This window comes from Gammaproteobacteria bacterium, assembly GCA_034522055.1.
Lineage (GTDB): Bacteria > Pseudomonadota > Gammaproteobacteria > JAABTG01 > JAABTG01 > JAABTG01.
The window spans coordinates 11,094-23,910 of record JAXHLS010000006.1 but is presented as its reverse complement, the minus strand read 5'-3'; the positions used below and the strand labels follow the sequence as shown (position 1 = coordinate 23,910).

11 protein-coding genes are annotated in these 12,817 nt (G+C 65.8%); 5 read left to right on the top strand and 6 right to left on the bottom strand.

The annotated features are described in order from the left end of the window. Positions 1-68: 68 nt before the first annotated feature. The 3 genes from U5S82_18590 (at position 69) to U5S82_18580 (ending at position 3,897) form a co-directional block, all read left to right on the top strand. Complete coding sequence (locus tag U5S82_18590) at positions 69-1,592, top strand: di-heme oxidoredictase family protein (protein MDZ7753591.1); 1,524 nt, start codon at positions 69-71, stop codon at positions 1,590-1,592. A 126-nt stretch (positions 1,593-1,718) separates the two neighbouring features. After that, entirely contained in the window at positions 1,719-2,762 is a 1,044-nt protein-coding gene (locus U5S82_18585) for an imelysin family protein (GenBank protein MDZ7753590.1), read from the top strand. Beyond that, positions 2,752-3,897: a DUF1513 domain-containing protein gene (locus U5S82_18580; protein ID MDZ7753589.1), complete on the top strand. Its 1,146-nt coding sequence runs from the start codon at positions 2,752-2,754 to the stop codon at positions 3,895-3,897. Before U5S82_18585 ends, U5S82_18580 begins: the two co-directional genes overlap by 11 nt. Before the next feature lie 485 nt (positions 3,898-4,382). On the opposite strand, the gene U5S82_18575 is transcribed toward U5S82_18580, so the two are convergent. From U5S82_18575 to U5S82_18565, 3 genes are all read right to left on the bottom strand, one after another. After that, positions 4,383-4,643 (bottom strand): hypothetical protein, encoded by a 261-nt coding sequence (locus U5S82_18575; GenBank protein ID MDZ7753588.1) that lies wholly within the window; start codon positions 4,641-4,643, stop codon positions 4,383-4,385. A gap of 31 nt (positions 4,644-4,674) precedes the next feature. Beyond that, complete coding sequence (locus U5S82_18570) at positions 4,675-4,857, bottom strand: redoxin domain-containing protein (GenBank protein ID MDZ7753587.1); 183 nt, start codon at positions 4,855-4,857, stop codon at positions 4,675-4,677. Positions 4,858-5,237: 380 nt separating this feature from the next. Beyond that, on the bottom strand, positions 5,238-6,677 hold the full coding sequence (locus tag U5S82_18565; protein ID MDZ7753586.1) for a PepSY-associated TM helix domain-containing protein: 1,440 nt from the start codon (positions 6,675-6,677) through the stop codon (positions 5,238-5,240). Between the two features lie 232 nt (positions 6,678-6,909). Here U5S82_18565 and U5S82_18560 point away from each other — a divergent pair, with 232 nt between their 5' ends. Both U5S82_18560 and U5S82_18555 read left to right on the top strand, forming a co-directional pair. Further along, positions 6,910-7,257, top strand: coding sequence for a hypothetical protein (locus tag U5S82_18560; protein MDZ7753585.1), 348 nt, complete (start codon positions 6,910-6,912; stop codon positions 7,255-7,257). 57 nt (positions 7,258-7,314) lie between these two features. Then, the gene (locus U5S82_18555; protein MDZ7753584.1) at positions 7,315-7,989 is read left to right on the top strand and encodes a hypothetical protein; all 675 of its coding nucleotides are present in this window, start codon (positions 7,315-7,317) and stop codon (positions 7,987-7,989) included. Here the strand turns inward: U5S82_18555 and U5S82_18550 are convergent. From U5S82_18550 to U5S82_18540, 3 genes are all read right to left on the bottom strand, one after another. Then, positions 7,986-10,475: a TonB-dependent receptor gene (locus tag U5S82_18550; protein ID MDZ7753583.1), complete on the bottom strand. Its 2,490-nt coding sequence runs from the start codon at positions 10,473-10,475 to the stop codon at positions 7,986-7,988. The genes U5S82_18555 and U5S82_18550 overlap by 4 nt on opposite strands. Positions 10,476-10,587: 112 nt before the next feature. Beyond that, complete coding sequence (locus tag U5S82_18545) at positions 10,588-11,592, bottom strand: FecR domain-containing protein (GenBank protein MDZ7753582.1); 1,005 nt, start codon at positions 11,590-11,592, stop codon at positions 10,588-10,590. Then, on the bottom strand, positions 11,589-12,113 hold the full coding sequence (locus U5S82_18540; protein MDZ7753581.1) for a sigma-70 family RNA polymerase sigma factor: 525 nt from the start codon (positions 12,111-12,113) through the stop codon (positions 11,589-11,591). The genes U5S82_18545 and U5S82_18540 overlap by 4 nt, the downstream gene beginning before the upstream one ends. Between the last annotated feature and the right edge of the window lie 704 nt (positions 12,114-12,817).

The window sequence follows — 12,817 nt, the reverse complement described above, 5'->3', positions numbered from 1 at the left end:
CCCGTGGGGGGTTACGGCTAAAGCCACTTCCTGTTCTCAAGCCGTAACCAACAACCCGGGAGAAACGAATGAACACGGCAATCGACCACATGAGCCCCATCGACGCCCCCGCGCCGCGGCGCCGATTGACCATCCCACTGAAGTACAGCATGCCCGCGCTCATCATCGCGCTGGGCGCCCTGGCCTATGCCTCTTACAAGGCCTTCGTCGCGCCGTGGGCGGCCTACGGTGACGCCGATATGAGCTACCTGCAACGTGTCGATGCGCGCTCCCTGTCCGGCGGCGACCTGACCCACTACCATTTCGGCCGGCTGGCCTACGAACAGGAGGCCCCGAATCTCGCCTGGGGCTGGGCCAAGCTGTTCGACGACGGCGACGGCGTATTCGAGCGCCTGGTCACCCCCGCGGTGCCGAGCGGCTACCGCTATGACGCCGACGGCCTGGGTCCCATTTATAACCACGACGCCTGCGAATCCTGCCACGTGGCCGACGGCCGCGCCCAGCCGCAGTTGGACAACCCCCTTGCGCCCCAGGAGGGCCTGCTGATCCGGCTGTCGGTGCCCGGCACGGGCGAACACGGCGGGCCCAAACCGCACCCGGTCTACGGCGGCCAGTTCGGCGACCGCGGCCAGCCGGCCAAGGGCATGAAGGCCGACGACTACGGCAACCCGGCGCGGTACGTCGGCGAAGGCGCGGTCAGGCCCGAGGGGCGCGTCGCGATCAGCTACCAGGAGGTCGAGGGCCGGTACTCCGATGGCACCAGCTATACCCTGACCAAGCCGACTTATGACCTGGTGGATCTGAACTACGGCCCCCTCGGGGAAGACATCATGATGTCGCCGCGAGTGGCACCGGCCGTGCCCGGTATGGGGCTGCTCGAGGCCATACCGGACACGGCGATCCTGGCCCACGCCGACCCGCAAGACCGCGACGGCGACGGCATCTCCGGGCAGGCACAATACGTCTGGGACCCCGAGAGTAATAGCAGGCGGCTGGGACGCTTCGGATGGAAGGCGGAGGCGGCCAGCGTCGCCCACCAGGCCATGGATGCCGCGGTCAACGACATGGGCGTGACCAACCCGATGTTCCCCGAGGAATCCTGCACGCGCGCCCAAACCGACTGCTCGAACGTATTGCATGGTGGCACACCGGCTAATCCCGAGTTCACGCCGGACCAGATGGAACAGTTGGTCGTCTACCTGCAGTTGCTTGGCGTGCCGGGACGCCGCGGGGTCGGCGAGGAGCAGGTCCTGCAAGGTGAGCGGATGTTTCGTGAGGCCGGCTGCGACGGCTGCCACGTCGAGACCTTCACCACCGCCGGCCATGACATCGCGCGCCTGAACGGCCAGGTGATCCATCCCTACACCGACCTGTTGCTCCACGACATGGGTGAAGACCTGGCCGACGACCGTCCGAGCTACGAGGCCGACGGCCGGCAGTGGCGCACGACGCCGCTGTGGGGATCGGGCTGGTGCCGGCAGTCAATGGCCACAGCCGCTACCTCCACGACGGCAGGGCCCGGAACCTGGAGGAGGCCATCCTCTGGCACGGCGGCGAGGCGGAGGACTCCCGTGATCGCTTCATGGAGATGAGCAGTCCGGACCGGGAGGCCCTGCTGTTCTTCCTCGAATCCCTTTGACCCATCGCGGTGCGGGCGTCCGCAAACGCCGCGCACCGCCAATCACCTCACTCACAGGATCGGAGAGGACTGACCATCCGTGAACACGCTTAATCGCCCGGGCCTGCATTCAATCCTTGGTGTCGCCGCACTCCTGGCCGCCTGCGAGCGGGGGCCCGCCATCGAACTCTCGGCCGCGGCGCCGCCCCAGGTCGTCGAGGCCGTCGTGCAAGGCGTCGCGCTACCGGGCTTCGAACACCTGACCGCCGCCGGGAAGACCCTGGAAGAGTCGGTATCCGCCCTTTGCGAACGCCCCGACGCGGCGCGACTGGCGAGTGCCCGCGAGGCCTGGCGAAGAGTCAACACCGTCTGGCGCGCACAACGACCCCTGATGTTCGGGCCGGCCCGCGATGCCGGCCTGCTGCGCCGCATCGACCTCTGGCCTACCCATGAGCTGATGGTCGATGCCGCCATCCGGCCCGAGGCCGATCGCCATACCCGCAACGAACCGTCGGCGCGTGGCCTCGCCGCGGCGGAGATGTTGTTGTTCGGAGACCGGCACTATCCCGCCGACGAGGGACAGTGGTCCGAACCCGCCCGTTGCCTGCACATGGCCGACATCGGCGCCGAGATCACCGGCCTGACGAACCAGATGGCAAACCGCTGGAAAACGGGATACGGCCCGGCGCTGCTCGAAGGCGAAGCGATGGCCGTGTTGAGCCTGGTGATGGCGGAGATCCTCAACACCGTCGAGGGCATGCTGTGGCAGCGCGTGGGTGTACCGGCGAATTTCTTTCGCGGCGATCCCCGACCTGAACAGCTGGAGGCCTGGCGCAGCGGGCAGTCCCTGGCCGGCATCGCAGCGAGCCTGCGGACCATCGAAGTTCTGCTCGCGGGTGACGCCGGGGCCCCCGGCATCGCATCACTGCTGATTGCCGAACAACCCCGTCAGGCCAGAGGGATGGTGCGTGCATCCCGCGCCGCGCTGGCGTCGGCCGATGCCATCACGCCCCCGTTGCGCGACGCCCTGAACGGCGGCCGAACCAGGGACCTGTTCGATGCCATACAGGATCTCAAGAACGCGCTGCTCGACAGCGCGGCCCTGTTGGGCCTGACCATCGCGTTCGAATCCGATGGCGACTGAAAGAACAACATGTTTCAGCCCGTCCCGCCGGCGCCTGCTGCAGGCATTGGCGCTCTGTGGCCTGCTGCCCGATGCCCTGCTCCGCCCCGCGTCCGCAGCGCCCTCCTCGATCCTCGTGTCCGGCTACTATGAGAGACGGGGCACGCAGATGGACAACCGGTTGCGCTGGCGTCACCCGAACGGCACTGCCCGGAACGAGCTGGCCCTCGACTTTCGTGGTCATGGCCTGTATCCGCATCCCGCCAAGCCGTCCCACGTGGTGGTGTTCGCGCGCCGCCCCGGGCGCCGGCTGGTAGAGGTCGATCTGGCCACGGCACGCATCACCCACGACGTCTCGGCAACGCCCGGCCGGCACTTTTTCGGACACGGGGTGTTCTCGGCGGACGGTAGCCGTTTGTACACGACGGAAAACGACTATGAGGCCGGCCGCGGCATGATCGGGGTGCGTAACGGCACCACCTTGGGGTTGATCGAAGAGTTTCCCAGCGCCGGCATCGGTCCCCACGACATCCGCCTGCTGTCCGATGATCAGACCCTGGTGGTGGCCAACGGCGGTATCCTGACGCATCCGGACCAACCACGGCGCAAGCTGAACCTCCATGCCATGCGACCCGACCTGACCTATCTGGATCGCCGGGACGGCCGGGTGCACGAGCGACGACGTCTCGACGACCATCAGCTCAGCATCCGGCACCTGGCGGTAACCCGCGACGACCAGGTCGTTGCCGTCCAACAGTACGAAGGCAGCCGTCACCGACTGCCACCCCTGGTCATGGTGCACCGGCCCGGCCAGCCGCCGCGCCTCTTGCGTGCCGACGACGCCACTCAACGTCGCATGGACTGGTATACCGCCAGTGTGGCCGCCGACAGCCGCAGTGCCACGGCGTTGGTGACCAGTCCCCGTGGAAATCTGATCACCCTCTGGGATATCGAGGCCGACCGCCTGATCCGTAGTTTCGACCTGCGCAAACCTTATGGCGCGGCACTGGCACCGGACGGGCATCGTTATGCCATCAGTTGCGCGGACGGCGCGCTTTTCGGCATGGCCCCGGACGGCTCCGACCTGCGCCGCCTGCAAGCGACAGATGACGGCGCCTGGGACAATCACCTGATGTGGATAGGTTCAGGACGATGAAGCGACGCGACAACCTGGCAAGCGACGAATCGCTGGCGTTTCTGAACAAGTTCGTAGAGCTGTTCGAGGACATCATCGAGCACGAAGGCTACGGTGACATCAGTATCAACGTGCGCCGGTTGAACAGCCAAACCCGCCTGGTCCTACTGGGCAGCGGCAAGGAATACCGCTTCCAGGTACGCGTGCCGCGGGAACCTTGGCGGGGAGTGGTGCGCAACCGAGGTTCCGGATCAACGCCAAGGGCGCCGGGACCCGCGGGTCAGGGACATCATGCCCGGAACGTAGCACCACCGGGGATCGACGCCGCGGCGAGCGCAGAAAGAACCGCAAACCCCGTAACTTCCGTCCCGAACGGCGCCTGGGTGTCGACCGGCGAGGCAGCACCCGGCCCAAGACTTGACCGCCGGGGCGGCTGCCCCCGGCACCAACCAGCTACCAGCACCCGGGTGGGAGGTCCAACCGGGCAGGGGCCCGTGGCCCGCTGCTCAGTGCAGGTTGGTCTGCGCCGCCGTTGCGGCAGCGGCTCGGGACTCCCCGACTCCCTCATCATACCCCTGCCACTGCAGCATCAGCCGCCGGCAGGTCTTGCGCAGCATCGGTTGCCTTGCCGTTTCGGGATGCTCGGCCAGCCACTGCAGGTGATCACGGATCGGCGTGGCCAGGGACATGCCGGGATTGTTGGCCTGGCGCGTGAGCATGAACATCAGGGCGCACAGCAATTGTTCGACCTCATTCGGGTTCTTCATGGGTACCTGCCTCGATAGTGCGTGGGAGCGCTCAGATCCGTCCTCCCAGCTCGATGCCGGGTTGCAGCGTCTCCTGCCCCGGTTCCCAGGCCGCCGGGTAGAACAGGAATATCGACCACCGGCCCTTGACGTCCTCGCTGGTAATGGTCTTGAACCGGCCGTTATGGAAGGCCTCGACGGAAAACTCGGGGATGGGCTTATTGATTCGTGACATGTCCACTCCTGCTGTAACCCATGATGGATTGAAGAAACCGTCGTACTCGCGACTATCAGCGGCTTCTTTATGTTAACTCTCATGGCGATACGCACCACCCGAAATGATGAAAGAGGAGCGCGTATCGCCATATTCGTTCCCTCACCCATCCCTCTCCCAGAGGGAGAGGGGAGTTCGTGCTTCGCGACTTTCACGTTAACAGTAACACCACTGATTCTCGTTCTCAACACCGATATACATGACTGCCCCGGCAGCAACGTTGTCCCACTTGCGGCTACCCGTTTCCCGTGGACCCATCTCCGGCCGGCCGTGGTGTATCTATCCGCCGGCACGCCTATCGCGGGGGAAAGCACCTGGCCCCCGGTTGGCCCCCATCGGCCTCAGGCCCAGTCGGTAGAGGACGGCGGTGCGACCGATGATACGCGCCGGCCCAGTCCTTCTCTGCCTGCGCCGAGATACCACGCTCCCAGCAAGGCCACCGCGCCGCCGAGCCACAGGGCCACCGATACCCCGTCCCGCAGCACATCCCCAGGAGGCAACCCTGCGTGCAGGCGCAGCGCCATGGCGGCCGCGGGGGCGGCCAGGCATAACAGTCCGATGATCGCCAGGGTCCTTGCGGCCATGTCTCTGAGACCGGGCGCCCGTAACAGGAACAGTCCTGCGGCAACCCACAGGACGAGAAACACCGGCAGGACGGGTGCGACCTCGGGCCGGAACAGGTCGCCGAGGCGCATACTGCCGCTGAACCCGGGACCCATGCCGGCGGCAGCGCCGACGGCCAGCAACGGCAGGGCAAAGGTCGCCACCCCGTTGCCTCCTGCCGCGGCACACAGTATTCGTGCCGTCGCCAGGCGACGCCGGCGTTGCCGGGCATGACCACGCCTGCTCCACATCAAGACCCCGGTGATGGACAGCCCTGCCCCCAACAAGCCCAGCACGGCATAGAGACCCTGCACCGCGACTCCGGCATAGTCGCCGAAATGCAGGGGCGCCATGGCCAGGTCCACGCGTCGGGCCGTGGACACCAGGGCGGGCGCATCCACCGCCGTCGCCCTGCCCGTTTCGAGATCGAAGACGACCCCCGCCTCGTGGCGCCGGAACAACCGGCCCGGCAGGTCGCCCCTGACGGCGACGGTGTCACCCCCTTTGCCGAAATCCACGAATACCGGCACGAAGCCGGGGATGGCGCGTCGTGTCTCCGCCACCAGGCACTCCAGGCCCGGGGCCGTCCCGCAGGGCTTGGCCGGCCCTGGCGGCGGCGCAGGCCCTGCCCATTCGGGGGCCAGCAGGCCATACAGGCCCAACCATGCCCCGGTGACGGCCACCAGGATATGAAAAGGCAAGCCCCAGACACCCGCCGCCTTGTGACTGTCGGCATAGGCGAGGCGGGGGTTGTCAGGGCGCAACCGCAGCGTGAAGAGATGGCGCAGGATACGACGGTGCATCAATACGCCGGTGATGATGGAGGCCAGCAACAGCAGGCCCGCCGCACCGATGAACCAGCGCCCGGGGTGGCCCATGAAGAGGCGGGTGTGGTAGTTGACCAGGAAGTCGGCGATGCCGTGGGAGGCCTCCATCACCACGACCCCGCCCGCGGCATCGAGGCGCAGGCGCAGGCCCTCCTGGCTGCGCAATTCGTAGCCCCGCGAGGCCGTGGGCAGTTCCAGCCGGCGCGGGCGCTGCCCGGCAGGTAATCCCGCCCTCAGCCTGGCCATGGCCTGGTCCAGGGGCGGCACCGCGGCCGGCGCCCGGACCATGCCATCCACCCAGTCGTTCAGTTCGTCCTTGAACACCGCGACCGCGCCACTGACGCAGAGCACAAACACCAGCAATGCCAACCCCAGGCCCAGCCCCGAGTGCCAGGGATGAAGATACCGCGCCAGCCTCACTGCTCAGGGGGCCGCGACGGCCACGGGGCGGGGTTCGGGCACCCCTGCAGCCGCCAGCGCCTCCACCGCCGCCCTGGCCCTGTCCAGGAGCGCTGCAGCACGCTGGTGATCCTCGAGCGCGAATCCATTCCGACGCCAGCTTGCGCAGCACCGTACCGCGCCGATGAGGCGAGTCGATGTCCTCCACCAGCTCGGCCGTTTGCTCCAGCAGATCGACAGCCGCCACCGCCCGCCCCTGGCGATGCATGTTCTTGGCGATACGGATATAGCCCTCCGCACGGTGGTAGGGATCCGGGATGCTGTCGGCGACTTCGATGCCGCGTTCGAAACGATGGCTCTGGCCGAGATTGCGTGCCAGCTCGCTCAGCACATCGTTGCGCGCCTCCCCGGCGGGGATCTCCAGGGCGGCTGCAACGCCCAGCTCGAGGTCCCGCGCCGCGGCATCGCGCCGGCCCTTCTCCGCCTGCTCGCCGCCGAGCATGGCGAGAAAGCGCGCCTGCTCCAGCGGTGACTCGATGGCAGCCAGCAGGCCGCGGGAACGGGCGAACAAACGCGCGGCCCGCTCGCGATGACCGATGTCCATCATGTTCGCACCGATCTCGTTGAAGAACAGGCCACGCTCGTAGGCCGAGGCGATGCCCTGGGCCAGGCCATAGGCCTCGTAAACCAGGGGTACGCCCTTGGCAGGATCCGTGAAACGGTGATTGGCGCCGGTACCGGCCAGCAGCTCCGCGCGCAACTCCAGATCGTCCTCCACCGGCAACACCTCCCCCAGCATCTCATCCAGCAGGGCCTGGGCCCGCTCGGGCTGGCCGGCCTTGCCCAGTTTATTGACCAGTTTCCATCCCAGTTTGGTGCGCAGTTCCAGGTCGGACACCTGTACACGCAGGGCCATGGCCTCCTCGAAGGCGTCGGTCGAGGCCAGTTCGTTGGCCAAGTGGTGTATGGCCTGATCCCGCAACAGGGGATCCGAGATACCCTGGGCCCGCGCCAGGGCCTGTCGCAACAACTCCTCGCCCTCCCGGGCGCGCCCAATGACCACCAGCTTGTGGCCCACCTGCCCCAACAGATCGGCCTGTTCGTATTCGGATCGCACCAGGACATCGGCGGCCGCGATGGCCTGCTCGAAGCGATCATCCCTATGGGCCTCGGCGGTGGAAACGAGACCGGGCAGGGTGGCCGACAGGGTTATGCCCCACAGCCAGGTAATGCTGCGTGTATTCATGATGACTTCTCCTTCTAGAAGTTGGTTTGGATGCCGATGAAGAAGACGCGACCGGGCGTCTCCGTATCGAAGGTGGTATCACTACCCTTGAACAACTCCTTGTCCTGGTCGGGATCGAAGACGTTGACGGCATCGAACCTCAGGTCCAGGCTCGGCGTGAGGCTGTGCCGCAGCCCGATATCCACCAGCCACTTGGATTTCTCGACCTCGAGTTCGTCCTCGGACTTGACCTTCTCGAGCTTCCCTTCGAATTTTGCCGCGATGGTCAACAGGGTCTTGCGGTTGGGGAACACGTAGTCGAGACCCGCATTGACGATGAGGTCCCGCTGCTCGTCGAAGGGCTGTTTTTGCCCCGTGTCATCGCGTTTGAGCTGGGAATCGAAGATCCCCTGGTTGGCCCACAAGACCAGGCCTTCGAGTCTGGGATGCAACAAACCCGCATTGATCCGCTGTTCGAGTTCGATGCCCTGGACATAACCGTCACCGATGTTGTCGACGAGAAAGACGTCCTTGCCGTCTATCACGTCGCCGGTGGGGATCAGGTCGATCACATCCCGGAGTTCATTGCGGAACAGCATGGCCGACAGCAGCAGGGAGGGCGTGTTGTAGGTCAGCTCCACGTCGAAGTTCCAGGACTTGGCCGAGGACACGTCCGAATTTCCCAGTTCGAAACGGTCGCCCTTCTCTTTACGGAAGTTGACCACCTCCTCGAACTTCGGCCGGTTGATCTTGCGTGATACGGCCGCCTTGACCACGATGTCGTCATAGGGACTGTAGCGGGCCTGCAGGGAAGGGAAGACATCGGTTTCAGTGCTCCTTGCCTCGTCCCGGCCCGTTTCCTGGGAATCCCGCCGCAGGCTCTCTACCCGGATCCCCGGCTTGATGCTGAAGCGTTCCGTCACCATGAACTCGCTCTCGACGAAGGCGGCCAGAAGCCGCTCTTCCACCTCGAAGTCGCTGCCGGGCTCGGTCTTGTCACTGCGGCTGCCATCGGGCTTGATCTCTATCTTGGTCTTGCTCTGTTCGCGGTCCCGCCAACGGGCCTGGACACCGGCCTTGAGCAGCTGCGGCACGCCCGCCTCGAGGGGCATCTCCAGCGCCGAGCGCAACTGCCACTGGCCATCGTCGATCTCACCGCTTTCCTCCTCGGTCTTGTCGAGGGCCCCGTCTTCCAACTTACGCTTGCGCTTTTCCTCGTCCTGCCCGGTATCGAAAAAGCTCAGATCGGATGACAGGCGCCCGCCGCCCGTCCATTTGCGCTTGTGCTCCAGAACGAAGCCGTAGGTCTCGGCCTCGGTGGTGCCGTCTTCCAGTTCCCGCTCCAGGGCCTTGCCGGGTTTTATCTTGTCCTTGGTCTTGTCCTTGCTGCTGTCCTCGCGGTCGAAACGGGGCTTGAAGTGGATCTCGTCACGCTCCAGGGACCAGGCGAGATCCGCACTGATGTTGACGGCGTCATCCACCACGATCTCATCCTCGGTCTCCTCCTCCTTGAACTGCCCCTGGACGTCGAAGGTGGTCTTGGTCTTGTCCTTCTCGCGGGGGGTGCGTGCCGTATCGAGGAACAGGTTGTAACCGAACAGCGGCGAGTGGCGGCCGCCGGTAGCCAGTCGCAGCTGGCGGAACTCACCATGGATGGTATCGATGCCGCCGATCTGCGCTTGGGCCTCCTGCTCTTCCTCGTCGGGGATGGGCCGGCTGGTCACGGCTATGCGGCCGGCGATGCCATCGGCCTCGTAGGATGCCCCCGGATTGCGCAGCACCTCGATCACGTCTATCGACAGCGGCGACAACCGGCTGGCGCGAAAGTCCCGTTCGCCGGACAGCCCGGGTTGTTGTATGCCGTCGATCTCCAGGCGGTTGAATCCCTTGTCGAGCCCGCGAAACTTGATGTCGCGGTTGACACCCACCGGGCCGCGAAAGAACACCCCCGGCATGCGGTTGATGACATCGCTCAGACGCCGGTTATTGGGCTGGTCCTCGAACTGCTCACGGGTCATGCGCGACACCGGGTCGATGCGATCGAAACGTTCCGGATCCTCGGCCTCGCCCTGGCGTGGGGGCGTGACGACGATGGACCTCAGCCAGTGGACGCGCTGGGACGGGCCGCGCTCCAGTACCAGAGTGCGGCTGTCCGAGAATCGATAAACCAGCCCGCTGCCGGCCAGCAGCCGGTCAAGGGCCTCCGTGGTGCTGTAACGGCCCTGCAGCCCAGGGCTGCTTTGACCCTCGGTGAGGACGCCCGCGCCACTCAGGAACAGACCGGAGCTTCCTGCAAACTGGTTGAGCACCTGAGTCAGGGGACCGGCGGGAATGTCGTAGACCCGTGACGTCGCCACGGATACCGGCCGTTCGCTCGCCCCGACCACGGGCACGGGCACGACTAGCGACCCTGACATCAAGGCGGCGACCAGTACCCAGCAGCCGGCCCGGCCCCACGGGACGCCGCGCCGGGTATACGGCCTGCCGGGGTGGTCATGTAGAGATGGGTTGTGGGTTGCAGCCATGGATCCTCCCAATGAATCGGCACGTTTTGTCGTGTTTCATCAGGAGAATCGAACGAGCGGACAAAAAGGGAACCCGGCAACGTGATCCGGGCAGGAGGTAGCGGCTCCGCGGTCAGCGGGACTCGATGATCACCCACCAGGGATGGACGCGGCGGATGCGCACCGGCAGGGCATCCGCGAGCATGGCGAGCGCCCGGTCCGTGTCCGTGAGGGGATAGATGCCCATCACCGGCATGTGGGCCACTTCCGGTGCCACGGCGAGACGACCGCGGCGATAGCGCGCCAGCTCGGCGACGAGTTCTCCGAGGGGGAGAGGGTCGGCCACGAGTTGGCCACGGGCCCATGCATCCGCCACCGGAGCGGCCGCTGTGATGGCGGCCACCGCCCGTGCGTCGAAGGAGGTCTCCCGGCCGGCCCTCACCACGCCTCGCCCACCGGCCTGGGGCTGGATGGCCACCGCCCCATCCTGGACGGTCACCCGGGTCCGGGTCGTATGCTCACGAACCACGAAGCGGGTACCCAGGGCCTGGAGACGACCATGGGCCGTGTCCACCAGGAATGGGCGCTGATGGGGGTCGACCGCGGTCTCGATGAGGATCTCCCCGCGTACCAGGATCAAGCGCCGGTGACGCGGACCGTAGTCGCTATTCAACGCAGTGTCGGTGTTGAGCCACACCCGGGTTCCATCCTCGAGGGCGATCCCGGCGATCTCGCCGACGCCGGTGCGATGTTCCGCCGTCAGGGCCCGGGCCTGGTCCTCCAGCGGCGTGTGGCGCCAGGCCACCCAACCCAGAGTACCGATCCCCAGCAGCAGGGAGAGCTGCTTCAAGGCCTGCCGGCGTCCCATGCGGCTGCCGCGTACCGCGTCCAGGGTGGCATCGGCCGCTCCCCGCTCGGCCTCGTTGCCGAGGCGCCGGAAGCTTTTTACCACCGCTTCGACCTGCCTCCAGGCCTGAAGATGGGCCGGCCGGGTCTCCAACCAGCGCTGCCAGGCCGCGCGGTCCGCATCCGAGACATTTTCATCACGCAACCGCACGAACCATTCGCCCGCCTGCCGCAGGGCCTCGCGATCCAGGCCCACGTCAGCGCCATGGCGCCATGAAGTGCCCTCGGTCATGGCAGCCGGCTGAGCTCGAGTTCCGCCTGGATCAAGGCGCAGTGCGCCATGGCGCGGGCGATATACTTCTTGACCATGCGCTCCGATACGCCGAGCCGTTCGGCGATGGTGCGATAGGGGAGTCCGTGCAACTGGGCCATCACGAAGGCCCGGGCCACGTTATCGGGCAGGTCCCGCAGCATGGCATCCAGCTCCACCAGGGTTTCCAGGATGATGGCCTGATGCTCTTCCGACGGCGCGACCATATCCCCGCGGCTCGCCAGCGTCTCCTGCCACGCCCGTTCCACTTCACGCCGTCGCCAATAGTCGACGCACAGGCCCTGGGCCATGCGCCCGAGATAGGCCCGGGCCTCGCCATGACTGGCGAAGCGACGCGGACGCACGAGCAGGCGCAGGAAGGCATCGTGGGCGAGATCCGCCGCCGTCTCCGTACAACCCAAACGGCGGCGTAACAGGCTGCGCAACCAGCCGTGGTGGTCGCGATAGAGTTGGTCGAGGAACGGGATGGCGCAATCGGGCACGGCGGACGGCTACCTTTTTCAATAATGCGAAACTTTCTCATTATTGCTCGTTTTACTGGTCGGAACAATGTCGCGGCCGGTCCATGGGGGATGGTTTGCCGTAGCACCGTCATGGCGCGGTCACGAGGTCGAACCACGGGACCGGACGGCTCCCGGATACTTTGACACGCGGGACGCCGAGGAAACGCACGCCTTGCCGGCGACTGCTGAACCGGGTCACCGGGTATGACGCGCATCCACTTCAACGGCCACGGTCATCCCGACAGCATTCCAGGCACAAGCGACGGATGACGTGCTTGGTGTCCCTGTCCAGGCACCGCATCTTCTCCACCCGCAATCTTCCCGCCTCCATCAGGGCGCGTACGTGGCTGGACCGCAATTCGATCCTGACCTTGGGATCGGTCCCGGCATCTCTTCTGCCGTCCTGGCAAGGTAACCCCCTCGCGTAGCTCCCACCACACAGCCCCATTTGAGAACCTCCGAAATCGATATGCCTTGATTGATAATGATACGCGTTCGCATCCGTTGTCAACGACCCGTTTTTATTATCGGTAGTGCACTTGCCGTGCCGACGGCACTTACGGTCAGCGTCGCAACATTACTATTCGTGTTGCGAATGCTTCTCATTGACTTTCCTTCTTTTGGCGCTAAACTCGTTCCCAGGTCGAAGACTCAACTCAACACAAAGGACGCCATCCCGGAGA